Annotated in this window: 29 protein-coding genes; 15 read left to right on the top strand and 14 right to left on the bottom strand. The window is 71.7% G+C overall.

The genetic code is table 11. The features are described 5' to 3' along the window. Positions 1-26: 26 nt before the first annotated feature. A complete protein-coding gene (locus AB0F04_RS36770; protein WP_362050457.1) occupies positions 27-980 on the bottom strand; it encodes a DMT family transporter in 954 nt (317 codons plus the stop codon). A 76-nt stretch (positions 981-1,056) separates the two neighbouring features. On the opposite strand from AB0F04_RS36770, the gene AB0F04_RS36765 reads away from it, so the two are divergent. Then, complete coding sequence (locus AB0F04_RS36765) at positions 1,057-1,959, top strand: LysR family transcriptional regulator (RefSeq protein ID WP_362050454.1); 903 nt, start codon at positions 1,057-1,059, stop codon at positions 1,957-1,959. A 14-nt stretch (positions 1,960-1,973) separates the two neighbouring features. Here AB0F04_RS36765 and AB0F04_RS36760 read toward each other — a convergent pair whose 3' ends face one another. Next, positions 1,974-2,444: a pyridoxamine 5'-phosphate oxidase family protein gene (locus AB0F04_RS36760; RefSeq protein ID WP_362050451.1), complete on the bottom strand. Its 471-nt coding sequence runs from the start codon at positions 2,442-2,444 to the stop codon at positions 1,974-1,976. A 133-nt stretch (positions 2,445-2,577) separates the two neighbouring features. Here AB0F04_RS36760 and AB0F04_RS36755 point away from each other — a divergent pair, with 133 nt between their 5' ends. Then, entirely contained in the window at positions 2,578-3,228 is a 651-nt protein-coding gene (locus AB0F04_RS36755; RefSeq protein WP_362050448.1) for a cysteine hydrolase, read from the top strand. Here the strand turns inward: AB0F04_RS36755 and AB0F04_RS36750 are convergent. Beyond that, entirely contained in the window at positions 3,215-3,703 is a 489-nt protein-coding gene (locus AB0F04_RS36750; RefSeq protein WP_362050445.1) for a Rieske (2Fe-2S) protein, read from the bottom strand. The genes AB0F04_RS36755 and AB0F04_RS36750 overlap by 14 nt on opposite strands. Positions 3,704-3,900: 197 nt before the next feature. Between AB0F04_RS36750 and AB0F04_RS36745 the strand changes: the two genes are divergently transcribed. After that, positions 3,901-4,656 (top strand): HipA family kinase, encoded by a 756-nt coding sequence (locus AB0F04_RS36745; RefSeq protein WP_362050442.1) that lies wholly within the window; start codon positions 3,901-3,903, stop codon positions 4,654-4,656. After that, the gene (locus AB0F04_RS36740; protein WP_053674159.1) at positions 4,653-5,066 is read left to right on the top strand and encodes a DUF3037 domain-containing protein; all 414 of its coding nucleotides are present in this window, start codon (positions 4,653-4,655) and stop codon (positions 5,064-5,066) included. Before AB0F04_RS36745 ends, AB0F04_RS36740 begins: the two co-directional genes overlap by 4 nt. Positions 5,067-5,080: 14 nt before the next feature. On the opposite strand, the gene AB0F04_RS36735 is transcribed toward AB0F04_RS36740, so the two are convergent. Beyond that, complete coding sequence (locus AB0F04_RS36735) at positions 5,081-5,548, bottom strand: excalibur calcium-binding protein (RefSeq protein WP_362050439.1); 468 nt, start codon at positions 5,546-5,548, stop codon at positions 5,081-5,083. 230 nt (positions 5,549-5,778) lie between these two features. Here AB0F04_RS36735 and fabG point away from each other — a divergent pair, with 230 nt between their 5' ends. From fabG to AB0F04_RS36710, 5 genes are all read left to right on the top strand, one after another. Next, a complete protein-coding gene (fabG, locus tag AB0F04_RS36730; protein WP_020270157.1) occupies positions 5,779-6,540 on the top strand; it encodes a 3-oxoacyl-ACP reductase FabG in 762 nt (253 codons plus the stop codon). A gap of 12 nt (positions 6,541-6,552) precedes the next feature. Continuing rightward, the gene (locus AB0F04_RS36725; RefSeq protein ID WP_362050436.1) at positions 6,553-7,311 is read left to right on the top strand and encodes an SDR family oxidoreductase; all 759 of its coding nucleotides are present in this window, start codon (positions 6,553-6,555) and stop codon (positions 7,309-7,311) included. Positions 7,312-7,510: 199 nt separating this feature from the next. Next, positions 7,511-9,097 (top strand): ABC transporter substrate-binding protein, encoded by a 1,587-nt coding sequence (locus tag AB0F04_RS36720; protein WP_362050433.1) that lies wholly within the window; start codon positions 7,511-7,513, stop codon positions 9,095-9,097. A 93-nt stretch (positions 9,098-9,190) separates the two neighbouring features. Then, complete coding sequence (locus AB0F04_RS36715) at positions 9,191-9,874, top strand: uracil-DNA glycosylase (RefSeq protein WP_362050430.1); 684 nt, start codon at positions 9,191-9,193, stop codon at positions 9,872-9,874. 121 nt (positions 9,875-9,995) lie between these two features. Beyond that, complete coding sequence (locus AB0F04_RS36710; RefSeq protein WP_362050427.1) at positions 9,996-10,487, top strand: hypothetical protein; 492 nt, start codon at positions 9,996-9,998, stop codon at positions 10,485-10,487. 9 nt (positions 10,488-10,496) lie between these two features. Here the strand turns inward: AB0F04_RS36710 and AB0F04_RS36705 are convergent, their stop codons facing one another. The 3 genes from AB0F04_RS36705 to AB0F04_RS36695 all read right to left on the bottom strand — a co-directional run bounded on the left by AB0F04_RS36705 (position 10,497) and on the right by AB0F04_RS36695 (position 12,359). After that, positions 10,497-11,018 carry a hypothetical protein gene (locus AB0F04_RS36705; RefSeq protein WP_362050424.1) on the bottom strand — a complete coding sequence of 174 codons (522 nt, stop codon included), beginning with the start codon at positions 11,016-11,018 and terminating at the stop codon, positions 10,497-10,499. Positions 11,019-11,211: 193 nt separating this feature from the next. Continuing rightward, positions 11,212-11,724 carry a DinB family protein gene (locus tag AB0F04_RS36700; RefSeq protein WP_362050421.1) on the bottom strand — a complete coding sequence of 171 codons (513 nt, stop codon included), beginning with the start codon at positions 11,722-11,724 and terminating at the stop codon, positions 11,212-11,214. A 44-nt stretch (positions 11,725-11,768) separates the two neighbouring features. Beyond that, complete coding sequence (locus tag AB0F04_RS36695; RefSeq protein WP_362050419.1) at positions 11,769-12,359, bottom strand: TetR/AcrR family transcriptional regulator; 591 nt, start codon at positions 12,357-12,359, stop codon at positions 11,769-11,771. Positions 12,360-12,440: 81 nt separating this feature from the next. On the opposite strand from AB0F04_RS36695, the gene AB0F04_RS36690 reads away from it, so the two are divergent. Both AB0F04_RS36690 and AB0F04_RS36685 read left to right on the top strand, forming a co-directional pair. Continuing rightward, complete coding sequence (locus AB0F04_RS36690) at positions 12,441-13,628, top strand: FAD-dependent monooxygenase (protein ID WP_362050416.1); 1,188 nt, start codon at positions 12,441-12,443, stop codon at positions 13,626-13,628. A 13-nt stretch (positions 13,629-13,641) separates the two neighbouring features. After that, complete coding sequence (locus AB0F04_RS36685; RefSeq protein WP_362050414.1) at positions 13,642-14,547, top strand: Gfo/Idh/MocA family oxidoreductase; 906 nt, start codon at positions 13,642-13,644, stop codon at positions 14,545-14,547. Here the strand turns inward: AB0F04_RS36685 and lnt are convergent. Beyond that, positions 14,471-16,036 (bottom strand): apolipoprotein N-acyltransferase, encoded by a 1,566-nt coding sequence (lnt, locus tag AB0F04_RS36680; RefSeq protein ID WP_362050412.1) that lies wholly within the window; start codon positions 16,034-16,036, stop codon positions 14,471-14,473. The two genes, AB0F04_RS36685 and lnt, sit on opposite strands and share 77 nt — an antisense overlap. A 68-nt stretch (positions 16,037-16,104) precedes the next feature. Further along, positions 16,105-16,575 carry a nuclear transport factor 2 family protein gene (locus AB0F04_RS36675; protein WP_362050409.1) on the bottom strand — a complete coding sequence of 157 codons (471 nt, stop codon included), beginning with the start codon at positions 16,573-16,575 and terminating at the stop codon, positions 16,105-16,107. A 136-nt stretch (positions 16,576-16,711) separates the two neighbouring features. Here AB0F04_RS36675 and AB0F04_RS36670 point away from each other — a divergent pair, with 136 nt between their 5' ends. After that, positions 16,712-16,984, top strand: a complete 273-nt coding sequence (locus AB0F04_RS36670) for a DUF5959 family protein (RefSeq protein ID WP_362050406.1) — start codon at positions 16,712-16,714, stop codon at positions 16,982-16,984. Between the two features lie 1,183 nt (positions 16,985-18,167). Here the strand turns inward: AB0F04_RS36670 and AB0F04_RS36665 are convergent. From AB0F04_RS36665 to AB0F04_RS36655, 3 genes are all read right to left on the bottom strand, one after another. Further along, positions 18,168-18,347, bottom strand: coding sequence for a hypothetical protein (locus tag AB0F04_RS36665; RefSeq protein WP_078956223.1), 180 nt, complete (start codon positions 18,345-18,347; stop codon positions 18,168-18,170). A gap of 98 nt (positions 18,348-18,445) precedes the next feature. Then, entirely contained in the window at positions 18,446-19,321 is an 876-nt protein-coding gene (locus tag AB0F04_RS36660) for an undecaprenyl-diphosphate phosphatase (protein WP_362050402.1), read from the bottom strand. Positions 19,322-19,479: 158 nt separating this feature from the next. Continuing rightward, positions 19,480-19,950 (bottom strand): helix-turn-helix domain-containing protein, encoded by a 471-nt coding sequence (locus tag AB0F04_RS36655; RefSeq protein WP_362050400.1) that lies wholly within the window; start codon positions 19,948-19,950, stop codon positions 19,480-19,482. A gap of 93 nt (positions 19,951-20,043) precedes the next feature. Between AB0F04_RS36655 and AB0F04_RS36650 the strand changes: the two genes are divergently transcribed. Continuing rightward, on the top strand, positions 20,044-21,213 hold the full coding sequence (locus tag AB0F04_RS36650) for a thiolase family protein (RefSeq protein WP_362050397.1): 1,170 nt from the start codon (positions 20,044-20,046) through the stop codon (positions 21,211-21,213). An 18-nt stretch (positions 21,214-21,231) separates the two neighbouring features. On the opposite strand, the gene AB0F04_RS36645 is transcribed toward AB0F04_RS36650, so the two are convergent. Next, positions 21,232-22,023, bottom strand: a complete 792-nt coding sequence (locus AB0F04_RS36645) for a VTT domain-containing protein (RefSeq protein WP_362050395.1) — start codon at positions 22,021-22,023, stop codon at positions 21,232-21,234. A 341-nt stretch (positions 22,024-22,364) separates the two neighbouring features. Here AB0F04_RS36645 and tuf point away from each other — a divergent pair, with 341 nt between their 5' ends. Beyond that, on the top strand, positions 22,365-23,534 hold the full coding sequence (gene tuf / locus AB0F04_RS36640) for an elongation factor Tu (RefSeq protein ID WP_362050392.1): 1,170 nt from the start codon (positions 22,365-22,367) through the stop codon (positions 23,532-23,534). Positions 23,535-23,646: 112 nt separating this feature from the next. Further along, positions 23,647-24,492, top strand: a complete 846-nt coding sequence (locus tag AB0F04_RS36635; RefSeq protein WP_362050389.1) for a fused MFS/spermidine synthase — start codon at positions 23,647-23,649, stop codon at positions 24,490-24,492. Here AB0F04_RS36635 and AB0F04_RS36630 read toward each other — a convergent pair. Next, positions 24,454-25,758 carry an MFS transporter gene (locus AB0F04_RS36630; protein ID WP_362050386.1) on the bottom strand — a complete coding sequence of 435 codons (1,305 nt, stop codon included), beginning with the start codon at positions 25,756-25,758 and terminating at the stop codon, positions 24,454-24,456. The genes AB0F04_RS36635 and AB0F04_RS36630 overlap by 39 nt on opposite strands. Positions 25,759-25,833: the final 75 nt, after the last annotated feature.

Raw genomic sequence — 25,833 nt, 5'->3', positions numbered from 1 at the left:
GTTCGGGGCTTCTGCCGAGCCGTCGGCTACTGCCGAGGTCCCGCACCGGTCTTCGGCCGGATCTGGGTGAGTGCCGCCCCGACCAGTACGATCACCGCCCCGGCCGGCGTCGACCAGGTGAGCGCCTCGCCGAGAACTGCGACGCCCGCGGCCGTGGCGATGACCGGGATGAAGTACGTGACCATCTGGGCGGTCGTCGGGCCGACCTCGGCGACCAGGCCGTACTGGAGGAGCACCGCGAGGCCCGTGCCCAGGGCGCCCAGGGCGGCGACCGCCAGCAGCGGCATGACGGACAGGTGGGTCGGCAGGGTCGTGAACAGCGGGGTGACGACGGCCAACTGAGCCGTCGCAAGGAGCAGTTGAGCGCCGGTCATCGACAGGTGCGAGTGGCCGGTGCCGGCCAGGGTCCGGCGCACGTAGATCCAGCCGATCGGGTAGCTGAGGGAGCCCAGCAGGGCCAGTGCCGTGCCGGTGGCGTCCAGGCCGTCGAAGCCCTGCCAGGCTCCGAGCACCGTGAGCACCCCGAGGAAGCCCAGTCCGAGGCCCGCGACCCGCACCCGGGTCGGGCGGTCCTCCGACAGGGCGACCAGGGACAGTGCCATGCCCCACAGCGGCGAGGTCGCGTTGCAGATGCCCGCGAGGGCGGACGGGATGGTCAGCTCGGCGTACGCGAAGAGCGAGAACGGCAGGGCGTTGAGCAGGAAGGCGGCGACCGTCAGATGCCCCCAGACGCGCGCCCCGCGCGGCAGCCGCTCGCGTCGTATCGCCATCGCGGCGGCCAGCACCGCGGTGCCGAACGCCAGCCGCCCGAGCGTCACCTGGAACGGTGCGTAGGTCTCGGTGCCCACCTTGATGAGGAGGAAGCTGAAGCCCCAGATCAGGGACAGGGCGGCGAACCGCAGCCGCCAGTCGAGGAGGCGGCGGGGCGGTGCGGGCGGGGCGGTGGCGGCGCGGCCGGCCGGGGTGGTCACGGTGCTCATGGCAGCCAACGATGCGCGAGCGGAACCTCGTAGCACAATCGAGAATTCGCACCCGGTACTGCGTAGCATTGCTTACATGTTGAACCTGGAGCGCCTGCGCACCCTCGACGCCCTGGCCCGGCACGGCTCGGTGAGCGGCGCGGCCGAGGGCCTGCACATCACGACGTCCGCCGTCTCGCAGCAGCTGTCCAAGCTGGAGCGGGAGGCCGGTCAGCAACTGCTCGCCAAGAACGGCCGGGGCGTGCGGCTGACCGACGCCGGCCGGCTGCTCGCCGAGCACGCCGCGCGCATCCTGTCCCAGGTGGAACTCGCCCAGTCCGATCTGGAGGCGCAGCGCGGCCAGGTCGTCGGCGAGCTGCGGCTCTCGGCGTTCCCGACGGCCGCACGAGGGCTGTTCCCGCACGCGCTGGCCGCACTGCGAGAGCAGCACCCCGCGCTCCGGCTGCGCTCCTGCGAGCTGGAACCGGAGCGCGGCATCGCCGGAGTCGTGCGCGGCGACCTCGATCTCGCCGTGGTGCTCGACTGGTACAACAAGCCGATGGCGCTGCCCGAGGGCCTGGTCAAGGCGTCGATCCTGGACGACCCGGCCGAGGTCGCCCTACGGGCGGACCACCGGCTCGCGGGGCGCGAGGAGGTCGATCTCGGAGAGTTCGCCGATGACGAGTGGATCACCTGGGGCGACGGCGAGTTCTGCCACGAGTGGCTGATGTTCACCCTCCGCTCCAGGAGTGTCGAGCCGATCGTCGGCCATCGCGCCGCCGAGACCCACACGCAGCTCGCCCTGGTCGCCGCGGGCCTCGGAGTGTGCATCGCCCCCCTGCTCGGCCGTCACCCCGTGCCCGCCGGCGTCGTGACCGTCCCCCTCCGGCAGCGGGTCCGCCGGCACGTGTACGTCGTCTGGCGCGCGGACGCGGACCGGCGTCCGTCGATCCGTGCGGCGGTGAAGGCCCTGCGGGCGGCGGGGGAGAGGGTCGGCTGACGGTCCGGAAGGGGCTACTGCCCGGCCAGTTTGCGGAAGTCCCAGGAGACGATCTTCTCGGGAGTCAGCCGGATCCAGGCGTGCCGGCCGTCGTGCGGCATCTCCTCCAGGCGGAAGTTCTTCCGTGCGAACAGCATCTCGGGCACGTCGAGTTCGGCGCGCAGCTCGCCCGTGCGGGGTATCTCGCCCACGAACTCGACGGTGCCCGACAGCTCGGCGCCGCGCAGCTCGTCGTACTCCTCGCCGGTGTCGACCACGATCGCCACCCGCGGATCGCGCCGCAGGTCGGTCCAGCGCTTGCTGCGCACGACCGAGTACAGCCACATCGAGGTGCCGTCCCAGGCGAACCACAGTGTGCTCACGTGCGGCGCCCCGCCGGCCGACACCGTGGCGACCCGGCAGGTGCGCTGGGTGGTCAGAAACGCGTCCAGCTCGCCCGGCGTCATCATGATCTTCCGGCCCCTGCGCTGCTGCGTGATGGTCATGCTCCCCCTCTTTCTCCCACGTCGTGCCAGAGGAGATCCTCTGACATCACGTCAGAAAAGGATGAGTGCTCTTCCGTCCGTGCGCAATGGTGGCTACGCTCGCCCGCCCGGCCGCCGGTGACAGGGGAAAACCGTGCCCTCGTACGCAGCGCTCAGCGAACTCCTCGAACCGCGCACCACCGTGCTGCTCACCGTCGAGTGCCAGGAAGGCGTCGTCGGAACGGACAGCGCCCTGCCCGCACTCGCCGAACAGGCACGCGCCGGCGGCGCCCTCGCCAACGTCGCCCGTCTGGTGTCGGCCGCCCACGGCGGCGGCGTCCAGGTCGTCCACGCCGTCGCCGAGCGCAGGCCCGACGGCCGCGGTGCCAGCCGCAACGCCCGCCTCTTCCGCGCCGCCGCACGGCTGCCCGTCCAGCAGCTGACCGGCACGCCGGCGGTGCGGGTGGCCGCTCCGATCGAGGTCGCCGAGGAGGACCTCGTCGTCCGGCGGCTGCACGGGCTGTCGCCCCTGCAGGGCACCGACGTCGATCCGCTGCTGCGCAACCTCGGCTGCCGCACGCTGATCGTCACCGGCGTCTCGGCCAACGTGGCCGTGCCCAACGCCGTGTTCGACGCCGTGAACCGCGGCTACACCGTGGTCGTCCCGGCGGACGCCATCGCGGGAGTGCCCGCCGACTACACCCCCGCGATGATCCGCCACACCCTCGCGTTGGTCGCCACGGTCGCGACCACGGACGAGGTGCTGGCGTGTCTGGAGCGTGCGCGGGGCGTCAGGCCAGTGTGATGGAGTCGCCGTTCACGCTGATCCGCTTCGCCTCCAGCGGCTCGACCGCCGGCCCCTTCTTCACGCTGCCGTCCAGGACGGAGAACTGACTGCCGTGGCAGGTGCAGGAGATGGTGTCGCCCTTGAGATCCACCATCGGGCAGTTCTGGTGGGTGCAGATCGTCGAGAACGCCTTGTAGTCGCCCGCGGCCGGCTGGGAGACCACGACCTTCTCGTCCTTGAAGATCTTGCCGCTGCCCTCGGGGATGTCGGCGGTCTTCGCGAGCGCCGCACCACCGGCTCCCGCCCCGGCGGACGAGCCGCCCCCTTCGTTCGTCGCGCCGCCACCGCCGGCGCTCTGTTCGGTGGACGGGTCGGACGCCTTGTCTTCCGAACCGCACGCCGTCAGCGCCACGGTGAGCCCCGCCGCGCCGACCGCCGCCACGACGGTGCGGCGGCTCGGTCCCGACATCGGCTGAACGGATTCGCTGGTCATGCTGACGTTCCTTCCGGGGGAATTCGTGATCTGCCGAGAGGTACGGCCCCTGGGGACCCGCTGTTCAGGCCCCGCCGAAATCCTGACCCGTTCCGGCCAGGAGATGGGTAAAGCGGAGCTGTCGGCGTGCTGTCGGGTTCCGGCCCGCCACGCGAGGCCGTCGCCACGGCCGCCGGATGCGTCAGTAACCTGGGGCGATGCTCAAGGAAGTGATCGCGACCCGTTTCATCGCGCCCCTGCGCGAGGGCGGTTCGCTGCCGGGCCTGGTCGAGGCGGACGACTTCGGCACCTACGTCCTGAAGTTCACCGGTGCGGGACAGGGGCGCAAGACACTCGTCGCCGAAGTGGTCTGCGGGGAACTCGCCCGGCGGCTGGGGCTGCGGATGCCGCGTCTGGTCACCGTCGCGCTCGACCCGGACCTGGGACTGGGCGAGCCGGAGGAGCAGGTGCAGAGCCTGCTCCGGTCCAGCGGCGGCACCAACCTCGGCATGGACTTCCTCTCCGGCGCGCTCGGCTTCGACCCGCTCGCGTTCCCGGTGAGCCCCGAGGAGGCGGGCCGCGTGGTCTGGTTCGACGCGCTGATCAACAACGTCGACCGGTCCTGGCGCAACCCCAACCTGCTGAGATGGCGCGGCGAGCTGTGGCTCGTCGACCACGGCGCGACGATGATCTGGCACCACAACTGGCCCGGTGTGGAGGCCTCCGCCGCCCGCCCGTACGACGCCTCCGACCACGCGCTGGCGTCCTTCGCCCCCGATGTCGCCTCCGCCGCCGCCGAGTTGGCACCCCTGCTCACCGAGGAACTGCTCGCCGACGTCACCGCGCAGATCCCGGACACCTGGCTCACGGACGAACCCGGCTTCGCCGCGCCGGACGATCTCAGACAGGCCTACGCGCGCCCGCTGCTGGCGCGGGCCGCCGTCATCCACGACCGCATCCAGGGGCTGAAGTGAACGACCGGCACATCATCAGGGGCGGCCCCCGGGACCGCCACGTCTACGAGTACGCCGTCCTGCGCGTCGTCCCGCGCGTGGAGCGCGGCGAGTGCATCAACGCCGGGGTGCTGGTGTACTGCCGCGCCGAGGCCTACGTCGGGGCCCGCACCCACCTCGACGAGACCCGCCTGCTGGCCCTCGACCCCCTGGCCGACGTGGCCGGGGTCCGGGCCGCCCTGGGGGCCGTGGAAGGCCTGTGCGCAGGCGGGAGCGCGGCCGGGCAGGCGGCCTCCGACGACCCGGGCCGCCGCTTCCGCTGGCTCGTCGCCCCCCGCTCCACGATCGTCCAGCCCGGCCCCGTGCACACCGGCCTGACCACGGACCCGGCGGCGGAGACCGAACGGCTGCTGGACCTGCTGGTGAGGTGAGGGATGCCCGCCCGTCAGCGCCGGCGGCGCCTCACCACGTAACCGGCGGCGAGCGTGGCACCCACCGCGAAGGTCAGCCCGATCGCGATGTCCCAGTCGCTCGGCCCCGACGCCACAGCACCCCCCAGCCCGCCCCGCACACCCCGGCTCGGAGCGCTGGTGGGCGCGGTGGTGACGGAAGCGGAGGGACGGGGCGAGGGAGACGCGGACGGACTGGCCGAGGGACGGGGTGAGGTGGGGGACGTCGTGGGGTCGATGATCCCGCGGTGGGACAGCGCCTCGCACGCCACGCCGTCGTCGGGGCCCTGGTCCTCGTCCAGCCTGTTGGGATCGCTCGGGTCCGCGTCGAAGACGGCCTGCGCGTCCTCCTGGAAAGCGAAGTCGCGGCAGTCCAGGTCCTGCCGGGCATGAGCGGGGTCGGCCATGGGCACGATCGCGACGATCGCGAACAGCGCGCCCACGACACCGGTGCGACGGCGCATGGAGCGCCTCCCTTCCGGCCATGGGTGGCTCGCGATCCGACGCTAGGCGCCGAGGAGCGCGGCGGCGCGCCGTCATGGGCCGATCGGGTGTTCCCGGGGACGCCGCCGGGCCGTGCGGGCCCGGGTGATGGATCACATGCCGCCTCCGGCCGTTGACACCGCGTGCCAGGGCTTCTAGCGTCACACCCACTGAAGGTACTAAGCGGTCGCTCACCCGAGGAGTAGCAGTCATGTCCACCACTGAGCAGCGGGTTGCCGTCGTGACCGGTGCCGCGCGCGGCATCGGTGCCGCCACCGCCGTACGACTGGCCGCGGAGGGCCGCGCGGTCGCCGTGCTCGACCTCGACGAGGCGGCCTGCAAGGACACCGTCGAGAAGATCACCGCCGCCGGTGGCAAGGCCATCGCCGTCGGCTGCGACGTCTCCGACGAGGCGCAGGTCGAGGCGGCCGTCGCGCGCATCGCCGAGGAGCTCGGCGCCCCGACGATCCTGGTCAACAACGCGGGCGTGCTGCGCGACAACCTGCTGTTCAAGATGAGCGTCTCCGACTGGGACACCGTCATGAACGTGCACCTGCGCGGCGCCTTCCTGATGTCCAAGGCCTGCCAGAAGCACATGGTGGACGCGGGCTTCGGCCGGATCGTCAACCTGTCCTCGTCGTCGGCGCTCGGCAACCGCGGCCAGGTCAACTACTCGGCCGCCAAGGCGGGCCTGCAGGGCTTCACCAAGACCCTCGCCAAGGAGCTCGGCAAGTTCGGCGTCACCGCCAACTCCGTCGCGCCCGGCTTCATCGCCACCGAGATGACCAAGGCCACCGCCGACCGCGTCGGCATGGGGTTCGAGGACTTCAAGGCCGCCGCCGCCACTCAGATCCCGGTGGCCCGGGTCGGTGAGCCGGAGGACATCGCCAACGCCATCGCCTTCTTCACCGGCGAGGCGGCCGGATTCGTCTCCGGCCAGGTGCTGTACGTGGCCGGCGGACCGCTCGACTAGAGGACGAAGAACATGACTTCCGTGGAACTCTCCGGCAAGGTCGCCCTCGTCACGGGCGCCAGCCGCGGCATCGGCTACGGCGTCGCCGAGGCCCTCGTCGCGCGCGGTGACCGCGTGTGCATCACCGGCCGCAACGAGGACGCCCTCAAGGAGGCCGTCGAGCAACTCGGCGCCGACCGCGCCGTCCATGTGGCGGGCAAGGCGCACGACGAGGCCCACCAGGCCCTCGCCGTCGAGCGCACGATGGAGGCCTTCGGCCGGGTCGACTACCTGGTCAACAACGCCGGCACCAACCCGGTGTTCGGGCCCATCGCCGACCTCGACCTGAACGTCGCCCGCAAGGTGTTCGAGACCAACGTCGTCTCGGCGCTCGGCTTCGCCCAGCGGACCTGGCACGCCTGGCAGAAGGACAACGGCGGCGCGATCGTCAACATCGCCTCCGTCGCGGGCCTGTCGCCCTCGCCGTTCATCGGCGCCTACGGCGTCAGCAAGGCCGCGATGATCAACCTGACGGTGCAGCTCGCGCACGAGTTCGCGCCCAAGGTGCGGGTCAACGCGATCGCCCCGGCCGTCGTGAAGACCAAGTTCGCCCAGGCCCTGTACGAGGGCCGCGAGGAGGAGGCCGCGGCGGCCTACCCGCTCGGCCGGCTCGGGGTGCCCTCCGACATCGGGGGCGCGGCCGCCTTCCTCACCTCCGGGCAGTCCGACTGGGTCACCGGCCAGACGCTCGTCGTCGACGGCGGCATCTTCCTCAACGCCGGAACCGGCTGACGCGAGGATCGACCACACGGACCGGAACGGGCGCCGGCGGCACGACGGGCGCCCGTTCCGGCGTAAAGGCTCCGCAAAGTGCGATGACAACGTCGTCAAAGGTTTGTCGATCAAGCGGTCATGGACGGGGAGGGTCAGGCGGCGCGGCACTGCGGTATGGTCTGCCGACCCTTGGCATGGCAGATCGAGGAGCGTGCGCGTGTTCAACCGGAACCGATGCCTGCGGCAGGTGGCGGCCATCGCGTCCATATCGTCCCTGCTCGCCGGATGCGGCGTGCTGTCCTCCGACACCCCGGAGGACGAAGGGCCGATCGTCGTGGGCACCACCAGTTCGCCCAGCACGCTCGACCCCGCCGCGTCGTGGGACAGCTCCTGGGAACTGTTCCGCAACATCTACCAGACGCTCCTGAGCTACCCGACGGGCGCGAGCACGCCCCAGCCGGACGCCGCCGAGCAGTGCGGCTTCAGCGACTCCTCGAACCAGGTCTACCGCTGCGAGCTGCGCGAGGGCCTGAAGTTCTCCAACGGCGACGCGCTCGACGCCCGGGCGGTGAAGTACTCGTTCGACCGGATCCGCAAGATCAACGTCAACGGCGGCCCCGCCGGTCTCCTGGGCAGCCTGGAGCGGGTCCAGGCGCCGAGCGAGCGTGAGGTGATCTTCCACCTCAACAAGCCGGACTCGACCTTCCCGTTCGTGCTCGCCACCCCCGCCATGTCGATCGTGTCCCCGGACGCCTACCCGGACGGCAGCCTGCGCAAGGGCGACGACGTGGTCGGGTCCGGGCCGTACACCCTCGACTCGTACTCCGAGGGCAAAGAGGCCGTCCTCGTCCGCAACGACTCCTACAAGGGCTACGCGGAGCGCCGGAACGACGCGGTGACCGTCCGCTACTTCCAGGACTCCGACACCATGGTGACGGCGCTGCGGGACAGGCAGATCGACGTGACCTACCGCGGTCTGGCGGCCGGTGACGTGGTCGAACTGCAGAGCAAGTCCTCCAAGGACGAGGAGATCCAGCTCGTCGAGGGCACCGGCACCGACATCAACTACCTGGTGTTCAACCCGAAGGACTCCTGGGCGAACAAGAAGGCCGTGCGCCAGGCCATCGCGCAGGTCGTCGACCGGGCGGCGATCGCCCACAAGGTCTACAAGGACACCGTGGACCCGCTGTACTCCATGGTCCCCAAGGGCCTCACGGGCCACACCACGGGCTTCTTCGACGACTACGGCGACCCCGACGTCGCCAAGGCCCGCAAGATCCTCACCGAGGCGGGCATCAACCAGCGCGTCCCGCTCACCTTCTGGTACACCAGCGACCGCTACGGCTCCGAGACCGCCGGGGAGTTCAAGGAGCTGAAGCGCCAGCTCGACGCCTCCGGACTGTTCTCGATCAGCCTGAAGAGCCGGCCGTGGAAGACGTACGTCGAGGGCTACCAGAAGGGCGAGTACCCCGTCTTCGGGCGCGGCTGGTTCCCCGACTTCCCGGACGCCGAGAACTTCATCGCGCCGTTCGTCGGCGACCAGAACGCCCTCGGCACGCCCTACCCGGCGCCCGAGATCACCGGCGACCTGCTGCCCCGCTCGCGCCGCGAGAGCGACCGCGCGAAGGTGGTGAAGGAGTTCGAGGAGGCCCAGCAGATCCTCGTGGACGACGCGCGGCTGCTGCCGCTGTGGCAGGGCCGGCAGTACGTGGCGGCCAGCCGGGACGTCTCGGGCGCGGAGCGGGCCCTGGACCCGTCGACGATCATGATGATGTGGGAGCTGCACCGCAAGACCGCCTGGTAGGCGGTCCGGCGGCGGGCTGTCCCGGACGCGTTGTCAGTGGTCGCCTGTAGGTTCTGAGGCCGGGAAGTGACCGCACATCGTGAGGACGTTGACGTGACCGACACCGCCATGCTGCCCGAGTCCTGGCGCGGGGTTCTGGGCGACGAGCTGCAGCAGCCCTGGTTCAAGGAGCTGACGGAGTTCGTCGAGGAGGAGCGGGCGAAGGGTCCCGTCCACCCGCCGCGCGAGGAGGTCTTCGCGGCGCTGGAGGCCACGCCGTACGAGGGAGTCAAGGTCCTGATCCTCGGTCAGGACCCCTACCACGGCGAAGGCCAGGGGCACGGTCTGTGCTTCTCGGTCAGGCCGGGCGTACGGATCCCGCCGTCCCTGCGCAACATCTACAAGGAGATGCAGCAGGAGCTGGGCACGCCGATCCCCGACAACGGCTATCTGATGCCGTGGGCCGAGCAGGGCGTGCTGCTGCTCAACGCGGTCCTCACGGTCCGCGGCGGCGAGGCCAACTCGCACAAGGGCCGCGGCTGGGAGAAGTTCACCGACGCCGTGATCCGGGCCGTGGCCGAGCGCCCCGACCCGGCCGTGTTCGTCCTGTGGGGCAACTACGCGCAGAAGAAGCTCCCGCTGATCGACGAGTCCCGGCACATCGTGGTCAAGGGTGCGCATCCCTCGCCCCTGTCGGCGAAGAAGTTCTTCGGCTCGCGACCCTTCACGCAGATCAACGAAGCGGTGGCGGCCCAGGGCCACACGCCGATCGACTGGACGATCCCGAACCTGGGCTGAGGCCTGCGGGGCGTACGGCCGTGCCGTGACGGGCCGGGTGGTGTCCGGAGACGCCTGCGCCGAATCGCCCCCGCCTGCGGTTAGCGTCGGCGGAACAGCCGGCGAGTGGGCGGAGGGCGTCGTGGCGGAGCGGCAGGAGCAGACGGCACCCGATGCCGTACTGACCCGGATCGGGCAGGTGGTCATGCTGCACCACGCCGGTGACCGGGAGGAGGCCCGGCACCGGCTCCTCGGCCTGTGGGCGGAGATCGGCGAGGACGGCGACCCGTTGCACCGCTGCACCCTCGCCCACTACCTCGCCGACACCCAGGACGACCCTGCGGACGAACTGGCCTGGGACCTGCGCGCGTTGACGGCCGCCGGGGAGGCCGGGGAGGAGGCCCTCTCGGTGACCGCGCTCTACCCCTCCCTGCACCTGAACCTGGCCGACGACTACGTCAGGCTGGGTCGCGGCGACGCCGCCCGCGCGCACCTGCGGTGGGCCCGGCAAGCCGCCACCGCCCTCAGCGACGACGGCTACGCCGAGGGCGTGCGGGCGGCCATCGGACGGCTGGAGTCCCGGCTGGGGGAGGGCGGCACGGGGACGTGGACGCCGCCGCGTCAGCGACCCTGACGCGGCGGGTCAACGCCGGTACGTGTCGTGGCAGATCGTCGCCTCCGGGCTGTCCGCCCGCCATCCTCCGTAGCGCTTGCCCAGCGCGCACACGTCCGCGTCGTTGCCGGGGACGCTCTTCTCGACGTTCCGGCGTACGGACTCCGACACGTCGGGGATGCCGGCCCAGGACCGCTGAGGGCGGCGCGGTGCGGGCTCGGGGTGTCCCGGGCGGGCGGGGGGCGGACGGACATCGCGGTGCCCGGCCTGCGGCGCCCCGGTCTGCCGCGAGGCCGCCGGGGGAGCGGCAGGCCGGGCCGCCGGCTTGGCCGGCTCCGGGCGGCCGGACGCCTCTTCGATGAGCGACAGGGCCTCGCGGGCCGGTGCCTGCACGATCGGGGTCCGCGCCGCACCCTCCGGCTGCGGCGCCGACGGCCGGGACGGTGTCGCCAGGGGACCCGGCGCGGCGGGATGCGGGACCGTCGTACAGCCGGAGAGGGCCGAGACCGCCACGGTCACCAGGAGCGTCGCTGTGGTCGTCGTTCGATGCACCCGCGCAACTCTGGTGCGTCCGGCCCGCCGTGGGGCGGCGGAACGGGCGGAGGTTGCCCCGCACGGGTGATCTCGCGCCCCGTACGGAGGGCCTCGGCGTGACGGGGGTGACGTGGGCGACGCATGAGACGGTGGCGACGGCAGTCACCGAAGGTGGGCGTGGTGACGCGGTCGCTCGCGCGGGGTGGTGACGTCAGTCGCCGGTCGCGCCGTCGATGCGCTGGCGGAGCAGGTCGGCGTGGCCGTTGTGCCGTGCGTACTCCTCGATCATGTGGGTGTAGAGCCACCGGAGATTGAACCGCTCGCCGGTGCGGCGGTGCTTGCCCTCGGTGATGTCGTCGAGGCCGAAGCGTGCCGCGTTGCGCCGGGCCGTCTCGATCTCGGCCTGCCAGGTGGAGCGGGCCTCCTGCCAGGTGTCCGCCTCGGTGAGGTGGAACTCGCCGTCCGGGTCCTCGTCGCTCCAGTAGATCGGCCGCACGTCCTCGCCCGTCAGTACCCGGCGGAACCAGTTGCGTTCCACGTCCGCCATGTGCCGGACCAGCCCCATCAGGGACAGGTCGGACGGTTCGACGGCCGCGGACCTGAGCTGTTCGTCGCTCAGGCCCTCGCACTTCCAGGCGAGGGTCCGCCGGTGGAAGTCCAGCCAGCCCTCCAGCATGGTGCGCTCGTCGGCCGTGGGGGCGGGCATGGTGCGTTCGTTCGTCATGGAGGCATCCTTTCCGAGCCGCCCCCGGCGCACCAACAAGATTTTCAGCCCTTGAGCATCCCTTCCAGCAGTTCCCGCAGCCCGGCCCGCACCTCCTCCAGGCTCGGCACCTCGGCGCCGAACGACCCCGCCACGCAGCTGAACATCAGCCCGTCCGCCCAGGCGACGAGCGAGAGGGTGTGCCGGGTGGGATCCGTCGAGCCCATGGCTTCGACCAGCGCGGTGAGCCGGTCCCGGAAGCGGGCGCCCGTGGCGTCGAAGAAGGCCCGCAGCTCGGGGCGGCGCGTCGCCTCCAGGGCCAGTTCGTAGCGGGCGAGGGTGAGCGCGCGGTGCTGCGTCAGGGCCCGGTGGGTCGCCAGGGCCAGGGCGTCCGCCACGGAGCCGGCTCCGGCCTCGGGGCCCGGCATCTCGTGCAGGCCCAGCACCCGGGCCTCACGGTCGGCCAGGCGCCGCACCGCCAGCTCCAGCAGGGCCTGCCGGGTCCGCGCGAGGTTCGAAGTGGAGCCCTGCGGGAGCCCGGCCAGCTCGTCGACCGCCCGGTGCGTGAGGCCGCGCATCCCCCGCTCGGCGAGCAGGGCGAGGGCCGTGTCGGCGACGAGGTCGGAGCGGGCGGGGCCTTCGGTGCGTACGGACATGGGCCTCACGCTACCCCTCCGACTACACCTGTAGTAACGTCGACGGCGTCAACTACAGGTGTAGTCGCAGAAGGAGAAGCCATGGGACAGCCCGGGCATGCCGTCGTGATCGGCGCTGGGATCGGAGGCCTGACGGCGGCGGTCGCCCTGAGCCGGCGCGGTGTGCGGGTCACCGTGCTGGAGCGGGCCCGTTCGCTGGAACCGGTCGGCGCGGCCATCTCCCTCGCGCCCAACTCCCTGCGCGCACTGGACGTCATCGGACTCGGCGACGAGATCCGCGAACTCGCCGCCTGGTCGGGGGACGGAGGCCTGCGCAGCCCGAAAGGACGGTGGCTCTCCCGATCCTCCGCCGAGGCCGCCGCCCGGCGCTTCGGCGGGCCGCTCGTCCTGCTGCACCGCGCCACCCTGGTCGAGCGCCTGGCCGCGCTGCTCCCCGCGGGCGCCGTCCGGACGGACGCCGCAGCGACCCTCCTCGACAGCGGCGCTCCCGGCCGGCCGGCTCGCGTCGCGACCGCGGACGACGAACTGCAGGCCGATCTCGTGGTCGGCGCGGACGGCATCCGGTCCGTCGTCCGCGGGACGCTCTTCCCGCACCACCCGGGCGCCGTCTACTCCGGCTGGACGACCTGGCGAGTCGTGGTGCCCGTCCCCGGCGTCCGGTTCGCCTCCCACGAGACCTGGGGCCCGGGCCGCATCTGGGGCACCCACCCGCTGAAGGACGGCCGCGTCTATGCCTACGCCGGCGCCAGGACCCCCGCCGGCGGACGGGCGCCCGACGACGAGAAGTCGGAGCTGCTGCGTCTCTTCGGTGACTGGCACGACCCGATCCCCGCCGTGCTCGCGGCCGTCCGCCCCGAGGACGTGCTGCGCCACGACGTCCACCACATCGCCGACCCCCTGCCCGCCTATCACCACGGCCGGGTCGCGCTGCTCGGCGACGCCGCGCACGCCATGCCGCCGAGTCTCGGCCAGGGCGGCAACCAGGCCATCGAGGACGCCGTCGTCCTCGCCCACCACGGGGACGACCTCGCCGCCTACACCGCCGCCCGGCGCCCCCGCACGACCGCCATCGCCCGCCAGGCCGTGACGGCGTCCCGCCTCAGCCTGATGAGCAGCCGGTCCGGTATCGCCGTGCGCGACACGGTCATGAGCATGCTGTCGCTGGCCGGCCCCGCCCTGTTCCTGCGCAGTTTCGACGGCATCGCCGACTGGCGGCCCCCGCAGACGGACGCCGTATGCTCCGAGCAGACCCCGGCAGACAACGGCTAGAGGAGATCACCCCGTGAAGGTCGGCTGCATCGGACTCGGTGACATCGCGCAGAAGGCCTACCTCCCGGTCCTCGCCCTCCGGCCCGGCGTCGAACTGCACCTGCAGACCCGTACGCCCGCCACGCTCGACCGGGTCGCCGAGAGCCTCCACGTCCCGCGGGAGCGACGGCACACCACCCTCGACTCGCTGCTCGCGGCAGACCTCGACGCGGCCTTCGTGCACGCCCCCACCCTCGTGCACCCGGAGATCGTGACGCGGCTTCTCCAGGCGGGCGTACCGACCTACGTCGACAAGCCGCTCGCCTACGCACTGGAGGACTCCGCGCGGCTGGTGACGCTCGCCGAGGAGCGGGACGTCAGCCTCGCCGTCGGCTTCAACCGGCGCCACGCACCCGGCTACACCCAGTGCGCGGACCATCCGCGCGAGCTCATCCTCATGCAGAAGAACCGCATCGGGCTGCCGGAGGAACCCCGCGCGATGATCCTCGACGACTTCATCCACGTCGTCGACACCCTGCGCTTCCTCGTGCCCGGCGAGATCGACGACGTGACCGTGCGCGCCCGCGTCCGCGACGGGCTGCTCCACCACCTGGTGCTCCAGCTCGCCGGGGACGGCTTCACCGCGCTCGGCGTGATGAACCGGCTCAGCGGTTCCGCCGAGGAGATCCTCGAGGTGTCCGGGCAGGACACCAAACGGCAGGTGGTCAACCTCGCCGAGGTCGTCGACCACAAGGGGCAGCCGACCGTGCGGCGGCGCGGTGACTGGGTGCCGGTGGCCCGGCAGCGCGGGATCGAGCAGGCGGTGCTGGCGTTCCTCGACGCGGTCCGGGCGGGCAGGGTGCTCAGCGCCCGGGACGCGCTGGAGACCCATGAACTGTGCGAGCGGGTGGTACGCGCGGTGCAGGAGCGGACCGCCTGATCCGCAGGGTTTTCGCGCCTTCGCCCACGAGCCACAGGGCGAGGATCAGCATCGCCGCGTGCACCGTCCAGTCGCCGTGGCGGACGTAGGGCGTGGTGCCGTGGGCGAGGGGGATGTCGTAGACCCGCGCGGCGGAGGTGTCCGTGCCGAGCCATGATCCGAGGCGCTGTCCGTCCGGGCCGTAGACGGCCGAGACGCCCGTCAGGGTCGCGTGCACCATGGGGCGGCCGGTCTCGGCGGCCCGCAGCGCGGCCAGCGACGCGTGCTGCTCGGGTGCCCAGCTGTGCTGGAACGTGGACGTCGACGACTGGCCGATCAGTACGTCGGCGCCCTCCCGGGTGAGATGACGGGTCATGTCGGGGAAGGCGGTCTCGAAGCACACCAGCGGGCCGACGCGCAGATCGTCCCCGACGTTCATCACGATCGGCTGCGAGCCGCGCCTGCGGTCCTCGCCCGCGGCCTTGCCGACGGAGGTGGCCCAGCCGAGCAGGGAGCGGGCGGGGATGTATTCGCCGAACGGCACGAGCCGCATCTTGTCGTAGCGCTCGCCGGTCAGGCCGTCGGGCCCGACCAGGACCGAGCTCTTGTAGATGCCGGGCTTGTCGGAGCGCCGGGCGTCCACGTTGACCAGGATGTCGGCGCCCGTCGCGCGGGAGAGGTCCGCGAGCCGCCGGGCGAGGCCGGGCCGGTCCCCGAGGTCGAAACCGACGCTGCTCTCGCCCCAGACGATCAGGTCGACGTCCTGACCGGCGAGGCGGCGGGTGAGCTGCTCCTCGCGGTCGAACCGGCCGTCGGGACCGGCGATGACCCCGGGTTGCACGACCGCGATCCTGACGTGGCCGTCGACGGCGGGACGGGGCGAGAGGGTCCAGGCGGCGGAGGTGGCCGCGGCCGTGGCGACCAGACCGGCCACGGCCGGCACCCGGGACCGGCGGACCGCGACGAGAACGGCGACCGCGACATTGACCGCCACGAGCAGACAACTGAGCAGCCACACCCCGCCCACCGAGGCGAGCCGCAGCGCGGGCTGGGCCTGCCACTGGCTGCTGCCGAGCATGCCCCAGGGGCCGCCGAGCCCCTGCCAGGAGCGGATCAGCTCGATGGCCAGCCAGCCGGACGGCAGCACCAGCAGTGCCACCGCGACCCGCCTCCCGGAGGGGGAGCCGCCCAGCAGGCGGCGCACCAGCCGGCCCCAGGGGGCCCACAGGGCGCCCAGGAGGGCGGCGATGACAAACGTGAACACGTGCAGGCTCGGCAGCAGCCAGTGGTGCATGGCCAGCATGAAGCCGAAGCCGCCGCACCAGCCGTCGTACGCGGCCCGCCTCCCGGTCGGCGCGGTGCGCAGCAGCAGGAGCCAGGGCACCAGCGCGACGTAGGCGCACCACCACAGGGACGGCGCGGGGAAGGCGAGGACGGGGAGGGCGCCCGCGACCGCCGCGGCGGCCGAGCGGCGCCAGGGGGAGGCGAGCCAGTGGCCGAGCGTCTTCATAGGCGCCTCCTACCCGCGGGTGCCTCCAGTGTGCGCCCTGCGGACGATCTAGGACACCGGACGCCGGGTCAGTTGACCACAGGTGCCGTGCGCGGCTCGGAAAGGCGCCGCCACTTCTCCCGCACGACCACCTCGCTCAGCCGCCAGCCGTCGGCCGTGCGCAGTGCCGAGAAGGCGTACCGGCCGCCGCACACGAAGTCGGGAGCGGGTCCGGAGGCGGCCATGGGATTGACGTAGTCGGCCTGGACCTCGGCCGTGTCACCGGTGTCCTGCTCCCAGATCCCGAAACGCACCCGCCGGTTGACGATCAGATGCTGCCGCGTCGGGAACAGCCCCAGGCTCTCGGCGAGCCAGGCGGCGACCGCCCCGGCCTCTCCCTCGATGCCGCCCGCCGAGCGGTAGTCCGCCCGCCCTCGCGGGGCGAACAGCCCTCGGTACGCCTCCCAGTCGCCGTCGTCGACCGCCACCGCGTAGTCGGTGATCAGTCCGTCGACGGCCAGCCGGTCTCTCACGGTGGCCAGTTCCACACGCTGCGTCATCGGCTCAGTGTTGGGCATGGCGGGGGCCGGGCCAAGGGCCTTGCGCGCGTGATATTCGATGGCCGCCGAGGGGCGGTGGGGCCCGACTCCGATACCCGGGACGATCTGCTTGTGGCCGATTCTCTGATTCGGCACCGTGAACCCTGGCGGGCGAAGGTGGGCAGAGCAACACCGCTGGAGGAACGACGGCCACAGCCCCGAGATCAGGATCCAGCCATACCACGAAGAACATGGGACTCCCGCTGTGCAGGTCGAGGATCCGGGCCGTTCGTGCGTGTCCGTGTTCCTTCCCATGAACCTCGAAGAGGGTTGGATCGACGAACAGCGGAGACTGTTCGGGCGGGTGCTGAAGGAATGGCCGAGCGAGGTCCTGCAGTCCTCACCGGGTGTCTATGAGTGGCGGCGCTGAACAGATGCCGTGCGTCGCCGTAAGTCGGTGCTTCGCGCTGCGGAGTGCGGTGAGGTGCACCACAGGGCCTCGGCCCCCTGTGACGGGGGCGCCGTCAGGTGGTCAGAGCGCCAGGTGGGCGGTCCGGTGGTGGGAATGACGGGGGCGCCGACGGGATCGGGCCCAGCGTGTTGGCTGCAGTGGCCGGCGCAGTGGTGGTCTGCGGTGTGATGACTGCGAGGCCATTGTGACCAGGGGCATGTGGGCACTGCCAGATGCAGTGTCCACACGCTGGGAGACCTGAACCGGCATCACGCGGTTCACCAGGGCCCGGCGCACCCGTTTCCTCGTCGGGCGCTTGCTGCCTGCGAGGGTGGGCGAACTCCGTGCTCCGCCCCATGGCCACGAACCGCTTGTAATGGTGATGGGAACGTCTGGAGAAGTAACGAGGTGCCCCCGGCGGTACCAGGGGTTTGACCTTGTCGAGCCAGACAGTCTGCAGAGCGATGAACTGCTCGTCCAGGTTCCGGAGCTGGACCTTGAGTTGAGCGAGATCCATCCTTCTCAGCTCTTTGAAATCCTGCGCCCTGACCCGTCCCTGGCCCGGTGCCGACGTTCCGGCTATTCGGTCGATGCGATCGCATACAGACCTCAGAACAATGCCGAACTCGTCGACCCTTGAGCTGTAGTACCGCAATTGACTGGCGAAAGGCCGAGGGTCGTCCTTGTCTGCGGACGTCTTCTCCGTGAATGCTTCGTACGTCTCACACGCCGACCAGGTGACCTGACTTCGCCGGCGCCCGGACAGCAGGCCGATCGTTCGCTCACAGTCCGCGACCGCAGCCTCGGCGACTCCTTTGATGTAGCCGCAATGCTCGCTGAGAGTCATCAGAGGCACCCCCCGCTCTCGCTGCTCCCGGCGCGGCCCCTCTCGTGCCACGTAGGCAACTGCGAGTGTCCCTGCTGCGCCGATCGCCGCCACCGTGATCTCGGTCAGCACGGTTCCCCCTTCGCGCACCCGAGCAGCGTCACCCTGGACTGGTGAGATGGTAGGTCAGCAGGGCCCGAGCACGACAGGGCGCAGGGGTGTACGCGGGTCTGGGAGCCTCGCGGGTGCGGTGGGATCCGGAACGGGATCTGCACCTCGAACCGCTGCCGCACCGGTAAGTGAATTTGGCCGCCGGGTTGTTGCGCAAGGAACCGCTCAGGCTGCCTTGGCGACGCCGCCTCGGAGTGCGGCGGCCCATTCGACGACGAGAAGCTCGTACTCCGCGCGCTCCTCTGCCGACAGGGTGCCGCCCGTGCGCTGCCACAGCGCACGGATCTCCTCGTTGACCTCGGCAGCGGACCGCACGGAACCAGGGGTCACGAAATCGGGGGACATGCGGACAAGCCTAGGGGCAGCCACTGACAGCCCGCTACCGGACGGCTACCCGACGGCTATGCGGTTGGTCACGAGACCGGGGTCACAGGACCCGCGGGTCAGCCCGCCGACTCGGCGGCGTGCGGGCTCAGCGCACCCATGCTGACCAGGGCGATGATGACGATGCCGAGCGCGATGCGGTAGTAGACGAACGGCATGAAGCTCTTGGTGGAGATGAACTTCATGAACCATGCGATCACCGCGTACCCGACGACGAAGGCGATGACCGTCGCGAAGATCGTCGGCCCCCAGGAGATGTGGCCGCCCTCCGTCGCGTCCTTCAGCTCGAACAGGCCCGAGGCGAGCACCGCGGGGATGGCGAGCAGGAAGGAGTAGCGGGCCGCGGCCTCGCGCTTGTAGCCCATGAACAGGCCGCCGCTGATGGTGGCGCCGGAGCGGGAGACGCCCGGGACGAGCGCCATGGCCTGGCAGACGCCGTAGATCAGGCCGTCCCGTACGCCCAGGTCCTCGAGGGCCTTGCGCTGCTTGGGCGCTCGGTGCTTGCCACCGCTCTCGTCGCGGGCCGCGAGCCGGTCGGCGACGCCCAGGACGATGCCCATGACGATCAGCATCGTCGCGGTGATCCGCAGATCGCGGAACGGTCCCTCGATCTGGTCCTTCAGCGTCACGCCGAGCACGCCGATCGGGATCGAGCCGACGATCACCAGCCAGCCCATCCGGGCATCGGGGTCGCTGCGCATCGCCTTGTTCGTGAGCGAGCGCGACCAGGCCGACAGGATCCGCCCGATGTCCTTGCGGAAGTAGATCAGCACGGCCGCCTCGGTGCCGATCTGCGTGATCGCCGTGAAGGCGGCGCCCGGGTCCTTCCAGTCGGCGAAGGCCGCCGTCAGCCGCAGGTGAGCGCTGGAGGAGACGGGGAGGAACTCGGTCAGCCCCTGGACGAGTCCGAGGATGAATGATTCGAACCAAGACATGAGGTAGCGGAGTCCAAGTGCCGATCGTGGGACGGACGACGGGCGCACCGGGCCGCCGTTGCGATGAACGGGGGATCAGGTGTGCCGAGGGGGAAGCGTAGCGTCCCCCGGCGGCCCACCGGACACAGGGGTTTGGAAGCGCTCCCGACCAGCGGCGATCAGGCCGCGGTGGGTCCGGTCACCGTCCAGCCCGGGGCCTGTGGGCGGGCCGTGAGGTCCTCGTGGCGCACCTCGTCGCCGCAGGCTCGGCAGGTGACGGCCGGGTCGAGGGGCCGCCCGCAGGAGTGCTCCAGGATCATCGGGCGGTCGCCGTCGGGCCGGAGGTGGCGGTCGCCCCATGCCATGAGAGTCGTCAGCACCGGCTCCAGTTCCAGCCCTGCCTGCGTCGGCCGGTACTCGAAGCGCTGCGGGCGCTCGCTGTAGGGATGCTTGGCCAGGATCCCGGCGTCGACGAGCCGGCGCAGCCGGGTGGCCAGGATGTCGCGCGGGGCGCCGATGTTGCGCACCAGCCGGTCGAACCGGCCGTTGCCCAGGCACACCTCCCGCAGCACGAGCAGGGAGTACTTCTCGCCGACGAGCGCGAGGGTGTCGGCGATGGAACAGGGGCGCGGGTCTTTGCGGTCGGCCATGAGGATCAGTCTAGGGGAGGGTTGGATTTTCCAACGCCGCGGGCTACGGTGAGTTTGGATTTCCTACTCACTGGTAGCCGTGGAGGCCCGCACATGCGTGACGCAGTGATCGTCGAAGCCGTACGCACCCCGATCGGCAAGGGCAAGCCGAACGGCGCCCTGGCACACGTCCACCCCGTGGAGCTCCTCGCCCACGCCCTGCGCACCCTCGTCGAGCGGTCCGGGATCGACCCGGCGCTGATCGACGACGTCATCGGCGGCACCGTCGACCAGGTCGGCGAGCAGGCCATGAACACCACCCGTTACGCCGTGCTCTCCGCCGGGTTCCCGGAGTCCGTGCCCGCGACCACCGTGGACCGCCAGTGCGGCTCCTCGCAGCAGGCCGTGCACTTCGCGGCGCAGGGTGTGCTCTCCGGTGCGTACGACATGGTCGTGGCCTGCGGCGTGGAGTCGATGAGCCGGGTGCCGATGTGGTCGAACGTGCCCGAGGGCAAGGACCCCTTCGGCCCCGGAGTCGCCGGGCGCTACCCCGAGGGGCTCGTCCCGCAGGGGATCAGTGCCGAACTGATCGCCGCCAAATGGTCGATCGGCCGCGAGGCGATGGACGCCTTCGCCGTCTCCTCGCACCACAAGGCCGCCGAGGCCTGGGAGAACGGGCTGTTCGACGCCGAGGTCGCGCCCCTCGAGGGCGTCGCACGCGACGAGTGCGTACGCCCCGGCAGCACCACCGGGATCCTCTCCGGCCTCAAGCCCGCCTACCACGACCCGGTCTTCGCGGAGCGCTTCCCGCAGATCGAGTGGAACGTCACGGCGGGCAACGCCAGCCCGATCAACGACGGGGCCTCGGCGGTCCTCATCACGTCGAGCGAGACCGCGGCCCGGCTCGGCCTGCGTCCGCTCGCCCGCCTGCACAGCTTCGCCGTCACCGGCTCCGACCCGCTGCTGATGCTCACGGGCGTGATCCCGGCGACCGAGAAGGTGCTGCGCAGGGCCTCACTGACCCTCGACGACATCGACCTGTTCGAGGTCAACGAGGCGTTCTCCACTGTCGTACTGGCGTGGCAGCAGGAGACCGGGGCCGATCTCGCCCGGGTCAACGTGCACGGCGGGGCCATCGCGCTCGGACATCCGCTCGGCGCGAGCGGGACGCGGCTGACGACGACACTGGTGCACGCGATGCGGCACCGAGGCGCCCGGTACGCGCTCCAGACCATGTGCGAGGCGGGCGGACTCGCCAACGCCATGGTGCTGGAACGGGTCTGAGCTGCGCGTGACGGGACGTCAGAGACGGCGCAGCTGGTGCCGCTTGCGCCAGGCCACCACCATGCCTGCCAGCGCGGGCAGCGCGATGCACGCCATGGCGATCAGGAAGGCGGGGGAGGTCGGGGTGGAGGCCCGGGCGCCCGCGACGGCGTAGGCGGCGGTGTTCGGGATCGAGCCGAGGCCGGTGGCCAGCAGGAACGGCAGCAGGCCCATGCGGGAGAAGGAGGCGCAGTAGTTCGCGGCCCAGAACGGCACCCCCGGGAACAGCCGCACCATCAGCATCGAACGGAAGCCGTGCCGGCTGAGCTGGCCGTCCGCGGCCTTCAGCCAGCGTCCCCGCAGCAACGGCCGCAGGGCGTCCTGGCCCAGCGCCCGGCCGAGGCAGAAGGCGATGCCGGCACCGAGCACCGTGCCCGCCAGGGCCACACCGAGGCCGAGCTGCGAACCGAACAGGGCGCCCGCCGCGAGGTTCAGCAGCGGCCTCGGCACGAACGCCACGGTGCACACGCCGTACCCCACCGTGAACACGGCCGCCGCGGCGGCCCCCGAGAGCTGCGGCGGCCAGCCCTCCGTCAGCAGCCGCTGGGGCTCGAACAGGAGCATCCCGCAGGCGCCCGCGGCGAGCAGCACGACGAGCAGGGACAACCGCGAGTACGGGGAGAGCAGAACTCTCGTGCAACGAGCGGCGAAACGGGTGGGTACGGCGGACGAGACGGTCGTTGCCGGGGGAACGGCGACGGCGAGCTCCGCGGCGGTGGCCCGGGGAGAGGCCGTGGCGGTGCCCCCAGAGCGGGTGGTGGCATCGAGCATCCGGTGACACTAACCGACAAATGTGTGTGATCGCCGTATGGTTCGTCTCACCAGCGTCACAGGACGCGGCCCGCGCGCCTGTGCGCAGGGCGGACGAAAACCATTCGACGTGCGGTAAAGCGTCGGCAATGATCGGCGGCATGTTCCGGCACGCCTTCACCCTCGCAGCATCCGTGGTCACGGATGCCCCGAAGGCTGCCGTCCTCGATCTCACGGCCGTCATGGACGGCGCCCGAAGCTGACCCTCTCCGGTTCGTCCGGCGGACCCCGCAAGGGGAGGGTCGGGCAGGTCCTCGGGGTCCCCCTTCTTCTTCGCCGATCACACGCTTCGAGGTACAGCCATGTCCAAAACGGCTTATGTCCGTACGAAACCGCATCTCAACATCGGCACGATGGGTCATGTCGACCACGGCAAGACCACGTTGACGGCCGCCATCACCAAGGTCCTCGCCGACCGCGGCAGTGGCGCGTTCGTGCCGTTCGACCGGATCGACCGGGCGCCCGAGGAGGCGGCGCGCGGCATCACCATCAACATCGCGCACGTCGAGTACGAGACCGACACCCGGCACTACGCGCACGTCGACATGCCGGGCCACGCCGACTACGTCAAGAACATGGTCACCGGCGCCGCCCAGCTCGACGGGGCGATCCTCGTCGTCTCCGCGCTCGACGGGATCATGCCGCAGACCGCCGAACACGTCCTGCTCGCCCGTCAGGTGGGCGTCGACCACATCGTGGTGGCCCTCAACAAAGCCGACGCCGGGGACGAGGAGCTGACCGACCTGGTCGAGCTGGAGGTCCGCGACCTGCTCACCGGGCACGGCTACGGCGGTGACTCCGTGCCCGTCGTACGGGTCTCGGGGCTGAAGGCGCTGGAGGGCGACCCGCGCTGGACGGCGTCGATCGAGGCGCTGCTCGACGCGGTGGACACGTACGTGCCGATGCCGGAGCGGTACCTGGACGCGCCGTTCCTGCTGTCGGTGGAGAACGTGCTGACCATCACCGGCCGGGGGACCGTGGTGACCGGAGCGGTCGAGCGGGGCCTGGTGCGCGTCGGTGACCGGGTTGAGGTGCTCGGGGCGTCCGTCGAGACGGTCGTCACGGGGCTGGAGACCTTCGGCAAGCCGATGGAGGAGGTGCAGGCCGGGGACAACGTGGCGTTGCTGTTGCGGGGTGTTCCACGGGATGCCGTGCGGCGGGGGCATGTGGTGGCCGCGCCGGGGAGTGTGAAGCCGCGGCGGCGCTTCTCGGCGCAGGTGTACGTCCTGTCGGCCCGGGAGGGTGGGCGGACCACATCCGTCTCCTCCGGGTACCGGCCGCAGTTCTACATCCGGACCGCGGATGTGGTGGGAGTGGTCGACCTCGGAGAGGTTGCGGTGGCCCGGCCCGGTGACACGGTCGCGATGACCGTGGAGTTGGGGCGGGACATGCCCCTGGAGCCGGGGCTCGGGTTCGCCATCCGTGAGGGCGGCAGGACTGTGGGGGCGGGGACCGTGACCGCGGTGGGTTGAGGTCGCGGGGGACTGCGCGGCCGTCGTGGCTGGTCGCGCCCACGCGGCGGAGCCGCATATCGGTGCAGCCCCGCGCCCCGGAAGGGCGTGGTCGCACAGGCACAATGAGAGGGTGAACGAGCCTGTACCCGTCGCCCGGCCCGTCGACCACGGGTTCGCCAAGCTGATGCCCGACGTCGACCGGGAGCGGGCCTGGCTGCTCACCGTGGACGGGGCGCCGCAGTCCTACGTCGACCTCGACGAACCGGCGCACCTGGAGTTCGAGTACACCCGGCGGCTCGGGCACGTCCTGGACGTCGTGGCCGAGCCGGGGCGGGCGCTGGACGTGGTGCATCTCGGGGGCGGTGCGCTCACGTTGCCGCGGTACGTGGCCGTGACCCGGCCGGGTTCGCGGCAGGACGTCGTCGAGGCCGACCGGGGGCTGCTGCAGCTGGTGACGGACCATCTGCCGTTGCCGGAAGGCGCGGACGTCGCCCTCCACACGGCGGACGCCCGGGCCTGGCTGGAGAACGCCCCCGCGGACTCGGCGGACGTCCTCCTCGCGGACGTCTTCAGCGGCTCGCGGGTGCCGGCACACCTCACCTCCGTCGCCTATGTCCGCGAGGCAGCACGGGTCCTGCGGGGCAGCGGGGTCTACCTCGCCAACCTCCCCGACGCCGCGCCCTTCGGCTTCCTGCGGTCGCAACTCGCCACGCTGGCGGACTCCTTCGAGGAGCTCGCGCTGATCGCCGAACCGGGCGTGCTGCGAGGGCGGCGGTTCGGGAACGCCGTGCTCGTCGCCGGATCCCGGGCGATCGACGTCGCAGCCCTGGCCAGGCTCACCGCCGCCGACGCCTTCCCCGCCCGGGTCGAACACGGCTCGGCCCTGCGGAAGTTCATCGGCGACGCGCGGCCGGTCCGGGACGCGGACGCCGTGCCGTCACCCGAGCCCCCCGACGGGGCGTTCGGCATCGGCTGACGCGGGCTCGGCGCCGCCCCGGGCGACCGGTGCGGTCCGGCGGCGCAGATCGCGGACGTCCGGCACGCACAGCACGGCCGCCGTGACCAGGACGACCAGGCCGGCGCAACCCCACAGGGCCGCAGTGCGGCCGAAGGCGTCCTCCGCCGGTCCGGCCGCGGCCGTGGCCAGGGGGACCAGGGCGACGGAGCCGAACCAGTCGTACGCCGCGACGCGGGAGAGCTTGTGCTCGGGGATCTCCTGGTGCAGCGCCGTCATCCAGGAGACGCCGAACACCTCCACGGTCGCGCCGGCGAGGAACATCACCCCGTACAGGACGCCGATCGGCACGGGGACGGCGAGGGCGGCCGAGGGCAGGGCCAGCGGGAACACGCAGAGGGTGCCGGCGAAGAGCAGACGGCGGGGTTTCCAGCGGGTCATCAGCAGGGCACCGGCCACCGTACCCGCACCGAAGGCGCCCAGGGCGAGCCCCCAGGGGCCCGCGCCGCCCAGGTGGTCGCGGGCGACGAGCGGGCCGTAGACGGCGTCCGCGGCGGCGACGACCGCGTTGGCGAGGGAGAACTGGACGACGATGCCCCACAGCCAGGGGCGGCCGGCGAACTCGCGCCAGCCGTCCCGCAGATCGGCGAGCAAGCCGCCGCCCGGGGCCCGGGGCGCGATGTGGCCGACGTCGAGGAAGGCCCGCAGCGCGCCGGCGAGTGCGAACGCCGCCGCGTCGGCCGCGAGCACCCAGCCGGGTCCGATCGCCGCGACCATGGCGCCGCCGAGCGCGGCACCGCCGAGGGCCGCGCCCTGCATCGCCATCCTGAACACGGCGAAGGCGCGTTCCGCGTTCTCGCCGTCGACCGAGGACATCAGCATGCCCTCGGCGGCCGGGCCGAAGAAGGCCTGACCGGTGCCGCCGAGCGCGGCCAGCAGCATCATGTGCCACAGCCTGGGCTCCCCGGTCAGCACGAGAAGGGCGAAGGCGGCCTGGGAGAGGCAGTTGAGGACGTTGGCCGCGACCATCACGTGATGGCGTGGCAGCCGGTCCGACACGGCGCCGCCGATCAGCAGGAACAGCACCAGCGGCAGGGTCCGCGCCGCCGCCACCAGGCCGACGTCACCGCCGTCGCCGCCCGCTTCGAGGACGGCGAACGCCGACGCCACGAGGGCGCCGTGGCTGCCGAGGCCGGTGACCACGGCGGCCGCGGTCAGCAGGGAGTAGTTGCGGCCCGCCCAAGCGGGTCTGCCGGAGCTGCGGGAGGAGGCGGTGGGCGACGTCACCGGCCGACTATCGCCGCCCGCGGCTCCTCCTGCCAAACCGTTTGCGCGGGGTGACGGCACATCGCAAGGAGTTGC

It is taken from the genome of Streptomyces sp. NPDC029041 (genome assembly GCF_040637515.1).
GTDB lineage: Bacteria > Actinomycetota > Actinomycetes > Streptomycetales > Streptomycetaceae > Streptomyces.
Note: the sequence above shows the minus strand (reverse complement) of the source record. Positions and strands in the feature narration are given on the sequence as shown.